This is a genomic window from Micromonospora desertarenae (assembly GCF_056150265.1).
This window is the reverse complement of record NZ_JAXCFQ010000004.1, coordinates 476,578-492,279: the sequence shown is the minus strand read 5'-3', so window position 1 is coordinate 492,279 and position 15,702 is coordinate 476,578. Positions and strand designations below refer to the sequence as shown.

Sequence of the window (15,702 nt, the reverse complement as noted above, 5' to 3'; positions counted from 1 at the left end):
GCCAACAACCGGCCCCCAGATTGCCGACCGCCGGACAGGTCGGCGCCCCGTCCGGTCCCTGGTGGGCCGCCCGGGCCGCGCCCCGGCGGGTCAGGACGCGGGGCCGGGCAGCGGCTGGGCCGGCCAGTCCAGCGCCCGGGCGCCGAAGACCGCCGCCTGGAGGGTGAACCGGTCACCGGGGTCGGTCGGGTCGTGGCCGGTCAGCGAGCGGACCCGGGCCAGCCGGTAGGTCACCGTACGGACCGACACGTGCAGCCGGCGGGCCGCCTCGGTGGACACCCCGCCGGTGGCGAAGTACGCGTCGAGGGTGTCCAGCAGCGGCTCGGCGCCGCCCCGGCTACGGCTCAGCGGGCTGAGCACCGCCCGCACCAGGTCGACCATGGCCGGCTGGTCGCGCAGCAGGACGCGGTAGATGAGCAGGTCGTGGGCGTCGATGACGGCGGTGTCGGCGTGCAGCCGCCGCGCCATGGCCAGCGCCTCCCGGGCCTCCTCGTAGGAGCGGGCGATGCCGTACAGCCCGGGGTGCGGGCGGCCGACCGCCACCTGCCAGGGCCGGCCTCTGGGCAGCCGGTCCAGCTCGGCGTGCATCAACCGGCCCAGGTCACCGACCGGGGCACCGCCTCCGGCCGCCCGGTCGGGGGCCACCGCGTCGGCCGGGGCGATCACCACCAGCAGCCCCTCCTTGGTGGCGACCAGCACGTCCCGGTCGCCCAGCCGGTCGAAGATGACCGCCTCCAGGGCGCTGATCGCCGCGTCGGTGTCGGGCAGCCGGCGGCGCGGCGCGGCCAGCGCCACCTGGTGCACCCGCGCCAGGTCCAGCCCGAACGGCTCGGCGCGCTCCACCAGGCCACCGAGATCGGAGTCGCCGCGCAGCAGGTCGTCGACGAGTTCCCGGCGCAGCGCCTCCTCCCGGCGGACCAGTTCCCGCCGGGCCACCGCGAAGCCCTCGGCCAGGGTGGCCACCGCGGCGTCGACGACGTGCAGCACCGCCTCGGCCGCGGCCCGTACCACCTCGCTGTCGGTGGCCCGCGCCAGCTGCGGCGACTGCTGCCACAGCCGCCGCGCCGCGGACAGGTAGAGCTGCACCGCGCGCCCCGCCGACACGCCCTGTTCGGCGGCCCGCCGGCCCAGTGCGCCGACCGCGTCGAGTTCACCGCGCCGGGGCCGGCGCCCGGTCAGCGCCGCCTCCGCCAGCAGCGGCAGGTAGTCGCCGAGCAGCTCCACCGGCACCCCGCCGGCGTCCGCGCTGGCACCCCGCGCTACCTCCGCCAGCCAGGCGTCGTCGTGACCCGCGCCGGCCCACCGTCCCGGGCCGGGCCGCCGGACTGCGCCGGTCATCCACCGACTCCCTCGGACCTGGTCTCGGCGCCCACCGCCGATCCGGCACACCCTAACCCGGCGGCCACCCCACCCGGGCTCAGCGCCGGGCCAGCCGGCGGGCCAGCGTGGCCCGCAGCTCGTCCATGCCGGCGCCGGTGAGCGCGGAGACCGCGATCGCGCCCTGGTGCACCCGCAGCAGCGCGTCCAGCCACTCGACCGGCGTCACGTCGATCTTGTTGAGCACCAGCAGCTCCGGTACGTCACCGGCGCCGATCTCGTGCAGCACCCCGTGCACCGTGGTGATCTGGTCCAGCGCGTCCGGCGCCGACGCGTCGACCACGTGCAGGGCCAGGTCGGCCCGGCTGACCTCGTCCAGCGTCGAGCGGAACGCGTCCACCAGCTGGTGCGGCAGGTGCCGGACGAAGCCCACCGTGTCGGTGACGGTGAACAGCACGTCGTCGGCGCGTACCCGGCGCACCGTCGGGTCGAGGGTGGCGAAGAGCACGTCCTGCACCTGCGCGTCGGCGCCGGTGAGGCGGTTGAGCAGCGCCGACTTGCCGGCGTTGGTGTAGCCGGTGATGGCCACCGAGGGCACCTGGTTGCGGGCCCGCCGCTCCCGGTTGCGCTCCCGCCGGCGGGTCAGCTCGGAGGCGTTGCGGCGCAGCCGGGTGGCGCGCTGGCGCAGCCGGCGGCGCTGGGTCTCCAACCGCATCTCACCGGGACCGCGGACACCCATGCCGGCGCCGCCGGCCATCCGGCCACCACCGACCCGGGACATCGAGCGCCCGTCGCCGCGCAGCCGGGGCAGTTGGTACGCGATCTGCGCCAGCTCCACCTGGACCCGGCCCTCGCTGGTGCGGGCGTGCTCGGCGAAGATGTCCAGGATCAGCGCGGTCCGGTCGACCACCCGCACCCCGACCCGCTCCTCCAGGTTGCGCACCTGGCCCGGGGTCAGCTCGCCGTCGGCGATCACCAGATCGGCGCCGGTCCGCTCGGCCAGGGCGGCCAACTCGTCGACCTTGCCGGAACCGACGAAGGTGGCCGGATCGGGGCGCGGCCGGTTCTGCACGACCTCGTCGACCACGGCCAGCCCGTCGGTGTCCGCGAGCCGCCGCAGCTCGGTCAGCGACACCTCCGTACCGGGGCCGGTGTCGCCCGCCTCGTCCTCGCGGTGCACCGCGACGAGCACGGCCGTCGGCCGCCGCGCCGTCGTGCCGGCGCCGTTGCCCAGCAACCACGATCCCGCCATCGCGCACCTCGCCTCGCTCCCGTCGGCCACCGATCTACCCGGGAGCGGGCGAAGCATGCCGGAGCCGGCCGGGCGCCGGTGTCGCCGGTCACGACCGCCGGACGCCGGCCCCGCGCGGCGGTACGTTCGGCGGGCGGGCGACGGTCACTTCCTTCGCACCCGGAGCACAGCGACGAGGAGGGGCGCGGCCGTGCCGGACGCCGAGGAACTGATCACCGAAGCGGTGGCGGCGGCGCGCGGCACCGACGTACGCCTGGCCGAACGGCAGCTGGACCGGCTGGTGGTCGGCGCCGGCGCCCCGGACGTCGACGCGGTGCTGCTGCGCCGCCTGGTCCGCCGGTTCGGGCTGCTCGCGGCGCGCGGCTGGCAGCCGGTCGACCTGGCCCGGATCGTCACCCGCCGGCTCGGCGCCCGGCCGGCCCGGCTGGCGGTGGACGTGCTCGCCGCCCACCGGCGCGACCAGGCCGGCCCGGTGCCGGGCTGGTGGGACGCCCAGCTCGCCGAGCTGGGGGCCCGGGTGTGGTGGCCGGAGGACGGCCGCTACCTGCCCGACTGGGCGGGCCGGGAGGGGCTGGACCGGATCACCGCGCTCCGCGCGGCGGTGGACGTGCTGGCCCTGGCCGAGGGGTTGCCCCCGATCGCGGTGCTCCGCCCGCCGCCCGGCGCGGCCACCGCCCCGGCGGCCCCGGCCCGCGGCCGCGGCGATGCCGCCTCCCGGATGCTGGAACGGGTCCGGGCGCTGCTGGCCAAGGCCGAGTCGACCACCTTCCCGGCCGAGGCCGAGGCGTTGACCGGCAAGGCCCAGGAGCTGATCGCCCGGCACAGCGTCGACCAGGCGCTGCTGTCCGCCGGCGCGGACCGCGACGACCAGCCCGGCGGCGTACGACTGAGCACCGACCCCCCGTACGCGGGCGCGAAGGCGCTGCTGGTGCAGGAGGTGGCGGCGGCCAACCGGTGCGAGGCGGTCTGGTCCGACGATCTGGGCTTCACCACCGTGCTGGGCTGGCCGGCCGACCTGGAGGCGGTCGAACTGCTCTACACCTCGCTGCTCGTCCAGGCCACCGCGGCGATGCTGCGGGGCCGGGGCGAGCGCCAGCGGCGTACCGCCGGGCGGCGGACCCGCGGCTACGACGAGTCCTTCCTGAACGCCTTCGCCCTGCGGATCGGCGAGCGGCTGCGGGCCGCCACCGAGGACGCGGACCGGCGGGCCGCCGAGACGGCCGGGCCGGACCGGCTGCTGCCGGTGCTCGCCGCCCGTTCCGAGGCGGTGCGGGAGCGCCTCGACACGCTCTTCCCCGGGGTCACCCGGCACCGGCTCAGCGTCCGGGACGCCGAGGGCTGGCACTCGGGCACCTCCGCCGCCGACCGCGCGTCGCTCGACCCGGGCCCGCCGGCCCGCTCCACCCGCCAGGTACCCGGCCGCCGGCGCTGACGCCGAAAATTTCCTCGTCCGGGTTGTCGGGTGCGGGGCGTCGGCTCCGACCTACCGGCGAGAAGCGCCACGATGGGCGCGACGTCGACGCGAGGAGCACCTGATGAAGTACATGCTGCTGATCTGGAACCGTCCCGGGTTCGCCGAGTCGCTCTCCGAGTCCGAGCGCACCGCGCTCTTCGGCGAGGTCGACGAGATCATGAAGGAGCTGACCGAGTCCGGTGAGCTGGTCGGCGGCCAGGCGCTGGCCGACCCGTCGCAGACCCGTACCGTCCGGCTCGGCGGCGGCCGGCCGGAGGTCACCGACGGCCCGTTCATGGAGAGCAAGGAGCAGTTCGCCGGCTACCTGATGGTGGACTGCGACAGCGTCGAGCGGGCCGTCGAGATCGCCCAGCGCTGGCCGGACGTGCGGCTGGGTGGCGCGCTGGAGGTCCGCCCGGTGATGGACGAGGCCGGGACGGAGATGTGACGGACCGGGCCGTCGAGGACCTGCTGCGTACCGTCGCGCCGCAGGTCCTCGGCCTCCTGGTGCGCCGGCACGGCCAGTTCGACCGGTGCGAGGACGCCGTCCAGGAGGCCCTGCTCGCCGCCGCGACGCAGTGGCCCGAGCAGGGCGTGCCGGACAATCCCCGCGCCTGGTTGCTCACCGTCGCCACCCGGCGGCTCACCGACGAGTGGCGCAGCGAGCGGGCCCGCCGGGAGCGCGAGGTCGCGGTGGCGATCCGCGAGCCGGCGTACGCCGCGCTCGCCCCGCCGGCCGACGCGGAGCCGCCGGCCGAGGACGACACGCTGACCCTGCTCTTCCTCTGCTGCCACCCGGCGCTGGCCCGCTCGGCCCAGGTGGCGCTGACGCTGCGCGCGGTCGGCGGCCTGACCACGGCGCAGATCGCCCGCGCCCACCTGGTGCCCGAGGCGACCATGAGCCAGCGCATCCGGCGGGCGAAGCAGCGGGTCGAGGCCGCCGGGGCGACGTTCACCATGCCGTCGGCGGCGGAGCGGGACGAACGGCTGCGCACCGTGCTCCAGGTGCTCTACCTGATCTTCAACGAGGGCTACACCGCGTCCAGCGGCCCGGACCTGCACCGGGCCGAGCTGACCAGCGAGGCGATCCGGCTCACCCGGATCCTGCACCGGCTGCTGCCCGACGACGGCGAGGTGGCCGGGTTGCTGGCGCTGATGCTGCTCACCGACGCGCACCGGGCGGCGCGTACCGGGCCGGACGGGGAACTGGTCCCGCTCGCCGAGCAGGACCGCAGCCGGTGGGACCGGGCCGCCATCGAGGAGGGGATCGCCCTGGTCACCGCCGCGCTGACCTGGTCGCCGCCGGGGCCGTACCAGGTGCAGGCGGCGATCGCCGCGGTGCACGCCGAGGCACCGTCGGCCGAGCGGACCGACTGGGCGCAGATCCTGGCGCTCTACCGGCTGCTGGCCCGGCTCGCGCCGAACCCGATGATCACGCTGAACCAGGCGGTGGCGGTGGCCATGGTGGACGGGCCCCGGGCCGGGCTGGCCCTGCTCGCCCCGCTCGACGCCGACGAGCGCACCGCCGGGCACCACCGGCTCGCCGCCGTCCGTGCCCACCTGCTGGAACTGGCCGGCGAGCCGGCCGCCGCGCGGGAGGCGTACCGGGCGGCGGCGCGGGCGACCACCAGCCGCCCGGAACAGCGCTACCTGGAGCTGCGCGCGGCCCGGCTGGCCGCGCCGCCCGAACCGACGAAGGAGCCACGATGAGCACGGTGACCTGCCATATCTCGATGTCCCTGGACGGCTACGTGGCGGGACCCGGGCAGAGCGTCCAGGATCCGCTCGGCAGGGGCGGCATGCGGCTGCACGACTGGGCCTTCCCCGCCGACGGCGAACGGTCCGAGGTGGACGCCCGGGTGCTCGACGAGGTGACCCGCGACGTCGGGGCGTACGTGATGGGGCGGCGGATGTTCGGCGGCGGCGACGGGCCGTGGGACGAGTCCTGGCGCGGCTGGTGGGGCGAGGACCCGCCGTTCCACGCCCCGGTGTTCGTGCTGACCCACCACCCGCGCGACCCGCTGCCGATGGCCGGCGGCACGGAGTTCCGGTTCGTCACCGACGGCGTCGACTCGGCGCTGGCGCAGGCCCGGCGGGCGGCCGGGGACCGCGAGGTGGCGGTCGCCGGCGGCGCCAGCGTCGTGCGGCAGTTCCTGGCGGCCGGCCTGCTCGACACGCTGCACCTGCACATCGTGCCGATCGTGCTGGGCGCCGGCGAACGGATCTTCGACGGTGTGGGCGACCCCCGGCTGGAGCAGGTGGCCGTGGTCGCCGGCCCCACTGTCACCCACGTCCGCTACCGGGTGCTGCGCTGAGGTGGCCGGCCGGCGGGCGGCGGAAGGTGGCCCGCCGGCCGGCTCCGGTCAGCTCCCGGCCGGCGCGACGGCCGGGCAGCGGGTGCCCCGGGCGGGCACCTCGACCGAGATCAGGTACTGGTCGACGGCGCCCTGGACGCACGCGCTGCGCGAGTAGTTGCCGTGCCCCCAGCCCTGGTAGGTCAGCAGCACGCCGCTGCGGCCGAGCTGCCGCGCCACGTTCCGCGCCCAGTCGTACCCGCTCGCCGGATCGTGCCGGGTGCTGGCCAGCAGCAGCGGCACGTCGGTGCGGACCCGCAGCCGGTGCTGGGGGTTGGCGACCGGTGCCGGGGTGCCCAGGCAGGTCGCCACCGCCGGCAGTGCCTGCGGGTAGCGCAGGTCGGGCGCGATCCGGGCCATCCGGCGCAGGTGGGCCGCGTACTCGGAGTGGTCGCGCACCGGCAGGTGCCAGTCCGCGCAGAAGACCGCGAAGGGATGCGGCTGGCTCGCGTCCTCGTGCTGGCCACCGGCGCTGGCCGCGGTGGTGCCGACCGGCGGGGCCGCCCGCAGCGCGACGATCTGCCGGGCCAGCCCGGCCCAGTCCGGGCCGTAGAGCTTGCGCTGGGCGAACCGGCTCAGGCCGTACGGCGACAAGCCGACGCCGGGACGGTCCGGGTCGGCCAGCTCACCCCGCGCTGCCCGGGCGAAGAGACCGGCCCAGACGGCCCGGACGTCCTCCCGGTGCAGAGGACAGCTCGCGGAGCGGGCGCACCAGGAGACGAACTCGTCGAAGGAGTCCTGCGCGGCGGCGGCCTGGGTGTCCAGGAACGCCCGGGTGCCGAGGCTGTGGTCGACCGCGCTCTCCAGCACCATGGCCCGGACCCGGTGCGGGAACTGCTCGGCGTACTGGGCGCCGAGCAGGGTGCCGTACGAGCTGCCGTGGAAGGTGAGCCGCCGCTCGCCGAGGGCGGCCCGGATCGCGTCCAGGTCCCGTACGGCGCTGCCGGTGTCGACGTGGTCGAAGAGCGGCCCGGTCCGTTCCCGGCAGTCCGCCCGCAGCGCCTCGTTGCCGGCCAGGGTGGCGGCGAACTGGGCCTGGTCCGCGATCACCTGGGGCTGCCGGGCGAGCAGCCGGGCCGAGCAGAGCACCGGATTGCTCCGCCCGATGCCGCGCGGGTCGAAGCTGACGATGTCGAACCGGCGACGCAGGTCGTCGCTGAACCGGTCGTTGGCGATGATCCGGTGCACGCCGGAGTCGCCCGGCCCGCCCGGGCCGAAGACCAGCGAGCCGAGCCGGGCGGTCGGGTCGGTGGCGGTACGGCGGGCCAGGTGGAGGTCGAACCGGTCGCCGTCCGGCCGGTCCCAGTCGACCGGGAGCGACAGGGTGCCGCACTCGGCGGTGGCGTCCGCCTCGCACGGCTGCCAGGCGATCGCCGGCGCCCGGTCGGGTGGTGGCGTCGCGGCCGGCGCGGGCGACGGCGCGCCCGTCACCAGCAGCGCGACGGCCACGCCGGCGGCCAGCGCCCGGAGGCTGCCCGGGCGGCCGCCGCCGGTGCGGGCCCGCCCAGCGACCAGGTGGCCGCGATGAGCGGCGGATTTGCGTACGCACAGCACGAGATGCTGTCCTCTCCGTCGAAGGAGCATTGCGGTGAGAACTCGCCCAGGGCGAGGTGATGCTGCTTCCACCCGGACCGTCGAGTTGCCGCTCGGCGGTCCGGGACCAGCCGGCTCCGCTACTCGACGTCCTTGAGGACGCGCTCCAGCGAGCCGAGCCGGGTCTCCATCCCGTTGAGCCGGCCGTCGAGCGCGGCCAGCATCCGGGCGTTCGACTCCTGCGCCTGTACGGCGGAGTCGACCAGCCGCCGGTACTCCTCCTCGCGGACCCCGGCCGTCCGGGCCCGGCGGGTCTTGGCGGCCTGCACGATCGTCACCGTGATCACACTGACCAGCAGGGTGAAGATGCCGATCGCGCCGACCACCTCGGTCCAGTCGTGTTCGCTCATGTCGGGTCAGCTCTCTTCCTCGTCCGGCCGGGCGTCCGACCCGGCGGTCAGGGTGTCGGCGGCCGTCGCGATGGCGGCCGGGGTGAGCGTGAAGACGAACGGCCGCACCTCGTAGTACTTCATCGCCTTCCCGTCCTCCGACAACTCCAGGTGCGCCGACACCAGGCCGGCCGCCGCCAGCTTGCGCAGGTGGACCTGCACCAGCGCCCGGCTGATGCCGAGTTCGCGGGCGAGTTGGCTGACGTACGCCCGCCGCCGCGCCAGCACGGCGACCACCCGCATGCGGTGCGGGTTGGCCAGGGTGGCCAGCACGCGCACCAACTCGTCGCCGGGGGTCGCGGAGTCGCTCATGACTCGCCCTTGCACATGCCAACGAAAGTTAGCGGGTCTGCGCGGCGCTGTCAGCGCCGGACGGTGGAAGTCAGGGTCGAGTGGGGGGATCCCCTGGCGCGTATCGGAACGCCGGGCGAGCGGCCGACGGGCGGACGACACGGGACCGCCGGGCCGGCTGGCGCCGGCCCGGCGGTCCCGGGCGTACCTGAACTCAGCTCTTGAACGCGTCCTTGACCTTCTCGCCGGCCTGCTTCAGGTTGGCGGCCGCCTGGTCGTTGCGGCCCTCGGCCTCGAGCCGCTCGTTGTCGGTGGCCCGGCCGGCGCCCTCCTTGAGCTTGCCGGCGGCGTCCTCGGTCGCGTTGTTGATCTTGTCCTCGACACCCATGTCAACCTCCGCTCAGCGTTCCGATACGTCCCGTGAAGTACCCGACGCCCTCACCGGTCAACCGTCGACCTCCGGACCATCACGCTGCACGCCGGTCAGGCGTGCGGGAACGCCGACGCCGCCGGTCCCGTGCGTACGGGGCCGGCGGCGCGCGTCGGTCAGGCCACCGGGCGGAAGCCGCGCAGCCGGAGGCTGTTGGCCACCACGAAGACCGAGGAGAAGGCCATCGCGGCGCCGGCGATCATCGGGTTGAGCAGCCCGGCGGCGGCCAGCGGCAGGGCTGCCACGTTGTAGGCGAAGGCCCAGAACAGGTTGCCCTTGATGATGCCGAGGGTGCGCCGGGAGAGCCGGATCGCGTCGACCGCGGCGGTCAGGTCGCCGCGGACCAGGGTCAGGTCGCTCGCCTCGATCGCCACGTCCGTGCCGGTCCCCATGGCCAGCCCGAGGTCGGCCCGGGCCAGCGCGGCGGCGTCGTTGACCCCGTCGCCGACCATCGCCACGACCTTCCCCTCGGCCTGGAGCCGGGCCACCACGTCCACCTTGTCGGCCGGCAGCACCTCGGCGATCACCTCGTCGATGCCCACCTCGGCGGCCACCGCCCGGGCGACCGTGGCGTTGTCGCCGGTCAGCAGCACCGGGGTCAGGCCGAGCGCGCGCAGCCCGGCGACGGCGGCCCGGCTGGTCGGCTTGACCACGTCGGCCACCGCGAGCACCCCGCGGGCCCGCCCGTCCCAGCCGGCCAGCACGGCCGTCCGACCGGCGGCCTCCGCCGCGCTCGCCGCCCGTTCGACCTCCTCGGGTACGTCGAACCCGCGCTCGCGCAGCAGCCGGAGCCGGCCGACGAGCACCTCGCGGCCCTCGACCGTGCCGGTCACGCCGAGCCCCTCGACGTTGGCGAAGCCGGTCACCGGGGGCAGCGCCCCGGCCTCGGCGGCGCCGGTGGCGACCGCCCGGGCGATCGGGTGCTCGGAGCCGGTCTCAAGGGCTCCGGCCAGCCGGAGCAGTTCCCCGCGCTCCTCGCCGGCCGCCGGCAGCACGTCCACCAGGGTCATCCGGCCGGTGGTGACCGTGCCGGTCTTGTCCAGCACCACGGTGTCGACCCGGCGGGTGGACTCCAGGATCTCCGGGCCCTTGATCAGGATGCCGAGCTGGGCGCCCCGGCCGGTGCCGACCAGCAGCGCGGTCGGCGTGGCCAGCCCGAGCGCGCACGGGCAGGCGATGATGAGCACGGCCACCGCGGCGGTGAACGCGGCGGTCGGGCCGGCCCCCGTGCCGAGCCACCAGCCCAGCGTGCCGGCGGCCAGCGCGATCACCACCGGGACGAAGAACCCGGAGATCCGGTCGGCCAGCCGCTGCACCGCCGCCTTGCCGGTCTGCGCCTCCTCGACCAGCCGGGCCATCTGGGCGAGCTGGGTGTCGCCGCCGATCCGGGTGGCGGTGACCACCAGCCGTCCGCCCGCGTTGATGGTGGCGCCGACCACGGTGTCGCCCGGGCCGACCTCGACCGGCACCGACTCGCCGGTCAGCATGCTGGCGTCGACGGCCGAGGTGCCCTCGTCGACCACGCCGTCGGTGGCGATCTTCTCGCCGGGGCGGACCACGAACCGGTCCCCCACCGCGAGCTGGTCCACCGGGATCCGGGTCTCGGTGCCGCCGCGCAGCACCGCGACGTCCCGGGCGCCGAGCTCCAGCAGGGCGCGCAGGGCGGCGCCGGCGGTCCGCTTCGAGCGGGCCTCGAAGTAGCGGCCGGCGAGGATGAACACGGTCACCCCGGCCGCCGCCTCCAGGTAGATGTTGCCGGCGCCGTCGGTACGGCTGATGTCGAAGCTGAACGGGTGGGTCATCCCCGGCGTGCCGGCGGTGCCGAGGAAGAGCGCCCAGACCGACCAGCCGAACGCGGCCAGGGTGCCAAGCGAGACCAGGGTGTCCATGGTCGCCGCGCCGTGCCGCAGGTTGATCCAGGCCGCCCGGTGGAACGGCAGGCCGCCGTAGACCACGACCGGGGCGGCCAGGGTCAGCGACAGCCACTGCCAGTAGTCGAACTGCCAGGCCGGCACCATGGCCAGCAGGATCACCGGGACGGTCAGCACGACCGAGACCCAGAGCCGGGTCCGCAGGGCGCGCAGCTCGTCCACCGGCTCGGCGGCCGGTTCGGTACCGGCCGGCGCGGGCGGGGGCGGCACGGCGGCGGTGTAGCCGGTCTTCTCCACCGTGGCGATCAGGTCCGCCGGGGTGACCTCGTCCGCGTACTGGACGGTGGCCTTCTCGGTGGCGTAGTTGACGGTGGCGGTGACGCCGTCCATCCGGTTCAGCTTCTTCTCGATGCGGGCGGCGCAGGACGCGCAGGTCATCCCGCCGATCGCCAGCTCGATCCGGTTCGGTGCCATCGGTAGGGGCTTGCTCGTGGTGGTCATCACGGTCCCGTCAGTCGTGCCCGTGACCGGGGGTGCCGTGGTCGGCGCCGGCGGTCGGTGCGGGTGTGCTCGTGCCGGTGGGCGCGGGGGCGGCCGGCTCGTCGCCGGCCGGCGCGCCGGGGTCACCGGCCACGACGGTGAACTCGGCGGTGTGCACCGTGCCGCCGTGCTTGAAGTCCAGGTAGAGCCGGTAGGCGCCGGCCGACGGCACCTCGGCGAAGAAGCTCACCTCGGGGCCGGGGCGGGTCCGCCCGTCGCCGGGCGCGCCGTCCGGGTGCACGTGCAGGTACGCCAGGTCGCCCTGGCGCAGCGCCACCAGGTGCCCGTACGCGCCCAGGTAGGGCTCCAGGTCGGTGACCGGCGCGCCGTCGCGGCTCACGGTCAGGGTCAGCTCGGCGGTGCGGCCGGGCTGCGGGGTGCCGGCGAGGGTGACGGTGTAGCCGTCGACGGTGGTGCTGGTCGCCGGCGCCGGCAGCGGCGTCTCGGCCAGCACGCCGGGGACTGTCACGTCCAGGCCGAGCGTCAGCGGCTCGGCGCCGGTGGGCGTGAAGTCGGCGAACGCCCGCCAGACGCCCGGCCCGGCCAGCGGCGAGGCGACCCGCCAGGTGCCGTCCGGCGCCATCTCCGGGTGCACGTGCCGGAAGCCGGAGAGGTCGCGGCGGGCCACGATCAGGTGCATCCGCTTGTCGTGTGCCACGTCGTACCCGGTGACCGGCCGGCCGTCCGGGCCGGTGACCCGGAAGGCGAACTCGTCCGCCGGGGCGGCGACCCGTTGCAGGGTGTAGCCGCGGTCGGAGACGAGCAGCCCACCGGGGAGGTGTTCCGCCGGCCCCGCCGGGTCGGCGTGCCCGGCCCCGTCGGCGCCCGCGTGGCCGCCGCCGCTGTCGTCGTGACTGGTCTCGGCGGCGGGGGCGACGGGACCGGCCACCTGGCCGATCCCGTACGCCGCGCCGAACACCGCCGCGAGGCCGAGGGCGAAGCCGCTCAGCTTCGTCGCCGTGTTCATCGTGGTTACCTCGGTTTCCTGTACCGCCGACCGGTCACGCGCCGACGAGGTCGTAACCGGCCTCGTCGACCGCGGCCCGCACGGCTTCGGTGTCCAACGGCTGCTCACTGGTGACGGTGACCTGGCCGGTGGCCAGGTCGACCTGGACGTCGGTGACGCCCGGCACGGCGCCCACCTCGGCGCTGACCGAGCTGACGCAGTGCCCGCAGGTCATGCCCTGCACCTGGTACGTCGTGGTGACCATCGGATCTCCTCTCGCCACCTCCACCATATACCCCAGGGGGGTAAGGAGGAGGCAGACTCGTGCCGTCCTTCATTACCGGTACCGGGTGGGGGTACCCGGACAACAGGGACCGTACCATACCCCCCAGGGGTACGCTATCCTTGGGCTCATGACCTCACCCACGCCCGTCCGGGGCTACACCGCCAGCAAGGACCAGCTGCTCGCGCGGCTGCGCCGCGTCGAGGGGCAGGTGCGCGGCATCGAGAAGATGGTCGACGAGGACCGCTACTGCATCGACGTGCTCACCCAGATCTCCGCCATCCAGGCGGCCCTGGACAAGGTCGCCCTCGGGCTGCTCGACGGGCACGCCCGGCACTGCATGCACGAGGGCGCCGCCGAGGGCCGCGCCGACGAGATGGCCACCGAGATGATGGCCGCCGTCGGCCGCCTCATGAAGCGCGGCTGACCGGTCCGGTTCCGGCGACGGGGCCGGCTCCGGCGACCGGGCCGAGGCGTACCCGGCGCAGCAGTTGGGCGTTGAGCGCCACCACGATGGTCGAGGCGGACATCAGCACCGCCGCCAGCGCCGGGCTCAGCGCCAGCCCCGCCCCGGCCAGCACCCCGGCGGCCAGCGGCAGCGCCACCACGTTGTAGCCGGCCGCCCAGGCCAGGTTCTGCAGCATCTTCCGGTACGACGCGCGGGAGAGCCGGATCACACCGGTCACCCCGCGCGGGTCGGACGAGGCGAGCACCACCCCGGCCGACTCGATCGCCACGTCGGTGCCCGCCCCGATCGCGATCCCGACGTCGGCCCGGGCCAGCGCCGGGGCGTCGTTCACCCCGTCACCGACCATCGCCACGGTCAGCCCGCGCCGCTGCAACTCGGTCACCTTGCCGTCCTTGTCGGCGGGCAGCACCTCGGCGAAGACCTCGTCGACGCCGGGGGTGAAGCCGAGGTCGGCGGCGACCGCCTCGGCCACCGGCCGGGCGTCTCCGGTGATCATGGCGATCGTCCGGACGCCCTGGGCGCGCAGCTCGGCGATCGCCTCCCGCGCCTCGGGGCGCACCTCGTCGGTGAGGGCGAAGGCCCCGAGCGCGGCGTCCGGCAGCCGCACCAGGTAGAGCACCGCCGCGCCCCGGGCGGACCACCGCTCGGTCGCCGTCGCCAGCTCGGCCGGCAGCCGTACGCCCAGCTCACGCAGCAGTGCCGGCCCGCCGACGGCGTACTCCCGCCCGGCGACGGTGGCCTGGACGCCGCGGCCCGGCAGGGAGCGGAACCCGGTGGCCGGGGCCGGGCCACCGCCCGGGCCGGCCGCGGCGACGATCGCCCGGGCCAGCGGGTGCTCGCTGTCGGACTCCACCCCGGCGGCGACCCGCAGCAGGTCGTCGGGGTCCGAGCCGGGCGCCGACGCCCGGTCGGTGAGCACGTGTTCGCCCCGGGTCAGCGTGCCGGTCTTGTCGAACAGCACCGCGTCGACGGTGCGCATCCGCTCCAGCGCGAGCCGGTCCTTGACCAGGATGCCGGACCTCGCGGCCAGCCCGGTGGAGAGCGCGATCACCAGCGGGATGGCCAGCCCCAGCGCGTGCGGGCAGGCGATCACCAGCACCGTGACGGTCCGGACCACCGCCTCGTCGGCGTCACCGAGCCCGGTCCAGGCCAGCACGGTGACCACCGCGGTGGCGGTGGCGACGTAGAACAGCCCGGCGGCGAACCGGTCGGCCAGCACCTGCGCCCGCCCGCTGGACTGCTGGGCCTGGGCGACCATCCGCTGGATGCCGGCGAGCGTGGTCTCCTCGCCGAGCGCCTCGACCCGGACCCGCACCGCGGAGTCGGTGGCCACGGTCCCGGCCACCACCCGGTCGCCGGCCGACCGGGGCACCGGCCGGGACTCCCCGGTGATCATCGACTCGTCCAGTTCGGCGGCGCCCTCCACCACCCGGCCGTCCGCCGGCACCCGGCCGCCGGGCCGGACCAGCAGCACGTCGCCGACCCGCAGCTCGGCCACCGGAACCCGCTCCAGCCGCCCGTCCCCGGCGACCCGCTCGGCGTCGTCGGGCAGCAGCGCGGCCAACGCGGCGAGGGCGCCGCGCGCCTGCCCGATCGCCTTCATCTCCTGCCAGTGCCCGAGCAGCATGATGGTGACCAGGGCGGCCAGCTCCCACCAGAAATCCAGGTCGAAGGCGCCCAGGCTGGTCGCCAGCGAGGCGGCGTAGGCGACCGTGATCGCCATGGCGACCAGCAGCATCATCCCCGGCGCCCGATCGCGCACCTCCCGCACGGCGCCGACCAGGAACGGCCAGCCGCCCCACCAGAAGACCACCGAGCCGAGCACCGGGCCCACCCAGGACCGGCCGGGGAAGTCCAGCGAGTAGCCCAGCCAGTCCATCAGCAGGTGGCTGGTGGCCACCACCGGCAGGGTGAGCAGCAGGCAGAGCCAGAACCGGCGGCGGAACATCTCCGGGTCGTGCCCGGCGTGCTTGTCGTGCCCCCCGTGCCCGCCGCCGTGCCCGCCGTGCCCGCCAGCGTGCCCGCCCTGCCCGCCGTGCCCGCCGGCGTGCTCGTCGTGCTCCTCCCGCCCGCCGCCGTGGGGCGGGGTCTGCTCAGCCATGCCCCCAACATCCCCGACCGGGGGTCGCCCGCGCGGGCCAACCGCCGGGTCCGGTCCCGACGAACCCCGGCCGCGGGCCGACCGCCGCGTCCCGACCCACCCCCACCCGCGGGCCGACCGCCGGGTCCGGTAACCGACCGAGCCCGCCCGCGGGCCGACCGTGGGGTCCCGACACCCCCGCCCGCGGGCCGAGCGCCGGGTCCGGTGCCCGACACCACCCCGCGCGACCAGCGTCCGGATGCCGGGATGGCTACGATTCGGCACGATGGCCCTTCGGATCGCGCACCAGCCGACCCGCCGCCGGGCACCGGCGTCACCCGGCCGGCCGGCCGCCGGGCCGACGGTACGTGGTCGCGTCGCCACCCTCGGTCGATCCCACCCACTATTCCGGCCGGCCCGAGGGGGCCACTGAA

General features: G+C 75.9%; 15 protein-coding genes. 5 read left to right on the top strand and 10 right to left on the bottom strand.

Annotated features, from left to right (window positions below):
- Nucleotides 1–90 precede the first annotated feature (90 nt).
- Both SM577_RS11070 and hflX read right to left on the bottom strand, forming a co-directional pair.
- Complete coding sequence (locus SM577_RS11070; protein ID WP_302918455.1) at nucleotides 91–1,338, bottom strand: PucR family transcriptional regulator; 1,248 nt, start codon at nucleotides 1,336–1,338, stop codon at nucleotides 91–93.
- Between the two features lie 79 nt (nucleotides 1,339–1,417).
- Nucleotides 1,418–2,569, bottom strand: coding sequence for a GTPase HflX (hflX, locus tag SM577_RS11065; protein WP_302918456.1), 1,152 nt, complete (start codon nucleotides 2,567–2,569; stop codon nucleotides 1,418–1,420).
- Between the two features lie 190 nt (nucleotides 2,570–2,759).
- On the opposite strand from hflX, the gene SM577_RS11060 reads away from it, so the two are divergent.
- From SM577_RS11060 to SM577_RS11045, 4 genes are all read left to right on the top strand, one after another.
- The gene (locus tag SM577_RS11060) at nucleotides 2,760–4,001 is read left to right on the top strand and encodes a DUF2786 domain-containing protein (RefSeq protein WP_474586826.1); all 1,242 of its coding nucleotides are present in this window, start codon (nucleotides 2,760–2,762) and stop codon (nucleotides 3,999–4,001) included.
- Between the two features lie 103 nt (nucleotides 4,002–4,104).
- Nucleotides 4,105–4,470, top strand: a complete 366-nt coding sequence (locus SM577_RS11055) for a YciI family protein (protein WP_302918458.1) — start codon at nucleotides 4,105–4,107, stop codon at nucleotides 4,468–4,470.
- Complete coding sequence (locus SM577_RS11050) at nucleotides 4,467–5,732, top strand: RNA polymerase sigma factor (RefSeq protein WP_474586825.1); 1,266 nt, start codon at nucleotides 4,467–4,469, stop codon at nucleotides 5,730–5,732. Before SM577_RS11055 ends, SM577_RS11050 begins: the two co-directional genes overlap by 4 nt.
- On the top strand, nucleotides 5,729–6,337 hold the full coding sequence (locus SM577_RS11045) for a dihydrofolate reductase family protein (protein WP_302918460.1): 609 nt from the start codon (nucleotides 5,729–5,731) through the stop codon (nucleotides 6,335–6,337). Before SM577_RS11050 ends, SM577_RS11045 begins: the two co-directional genes overlap by 4 nt.
- A 48-nt stretch (nucleotides 6,338–6,385) precedes the next feature.
- Here SM577_RS11045 and SM577_RS11040 read toward each other — a convergent pair whose 3' ends face one another.
- The 7 genes from SM577_RS11040 to SM577_RS11010 all read right to left on the bottom strand — a co-directional run bounded on the left by SM577_RS11040 (nucleotide 6,386) and on the right by SM577_RS11010 (nucleotide 12,701).
- The gene (locus SM577_RS11040) at nucleotides 6,386–7,825 is read right to left on the bottom strand and encodes an alpha/beta hydrolase (protein WP_474586875.1); all 1,440 of its coding nucleotides are present in this window, start codon (nucleotides 7,823–7,825) and stop codon (nucleotides 6,386–6,388) included.
- Nucleotides 7,826–8,049: 224 nt separating this feature from the next.
- Nucleotides 8,050–8,319 (bottom strand): hypothetical protein, encoded by a 270-nt coding sequence (locus tag SM577_RS11035; protein ID WP_302918462.1) that lies wholly within the window; start codon nucleotides 8,317–8,319, stop codon nucleotides 8,050–8,052.
- 6 nt (nucleotides 8,320–8,325) lie between these two features.
- Entirely contained in the window at nucleotides 8,326–8,670 is a 345-nt protein-coding gene (locus SM577_RS11030) for an ArsR/SmtB family transcription factor (RefSeq protein WP_302918463.1), read from the bottom strand.
- Nucleotides 8,671–8,863: 193 nt separating this feature from the next.
- Nucleotides 8,864–9,037 (bottom strand): CsbD family protein, encoded by a 174-nt coding sequence (locus SM577_RS11025; RefSeq protein ID WP_109899906.1) that lies wholly within the window; start codon nucleotides 9,035–9,037, stop codon nucleotides 8,864–8,866.
- 158 nt (nucleotides 9,038–9,195) lie between these two features.
- Nucleotides 9,196–11,451 carry a heavy metal translocating P-type ATPase gene (locus SM577_RS11020; RefSeq protein ID WP_474586824.1) on the bottom strand — a complete coding sequence of 752 codons (2,256 nt, stop codon included), beginning with the start codon at nucleotides 11,449–11,451 and terminating at the stop codon, nucleotides 9,196–9,198.
- Between the two features lie 10 nt (nucleotides 11,452–11,461).
- Nucleotides 11,462–12,457, bottom strand: a complete 996-nt coding sequence (locus tag SM577_RS11015) for a hypothetical protein (protein WP_302918465.1) — start codon at nucleotides 12,455–12,457, stop codon at nucleotides 11,462–11,464.
- A gap of 34 nt (nucleotides 12,458–12,491) precedes the next feature.
- Nucleotides 12,492–12,701, bottom strand: a complete 210-nt coding sequence (locus tag SM577_RS11010; protein WP_302918467.1) for a heavy-metal-associated domain-containing protein — start codon at nucleotides 12,699–12,701, stop codon at nucleotides 12,492–12,494.
- 148 nt (nucleotides 12,702–12,849) lie between these two features.
- On the opposite strand from SM577_RS11010, the gene SM577_RS11005 reads away from it, so the two are divergent.
- On the top strand, nucleotides 12,850–13,146 hold the full coding sequence (locus SM577_RS11005; protein ID WP_088997186.1) for a metal-sensitive transcriptional regulator: 297 nt from the start codon (nucleotides 12,850–12,852) through the stop codon (nucleotides 13,144–13,146).
- Here SM577_RS11005 and SM577_RS11000 read toward each other — a convergent pair.
- Complete coding sequence (locus SM577_RS11000; protein ID WP_474586823.1) at nucleotides 13,130–15,289, bottom strand: copper-translocating P-type ATPase; 2,160 nt, start codon at nucleotides 15,287–15,289, stop codon at nucleotides 13,130–13,132. The two genes, SM577_RS11005 and SM577_RS11000, sit on opposite strands and share 17 nt — an antisense overlap.
- Nucleotides 15,290–15,702 lie beyond the last annotated feature (413 nt).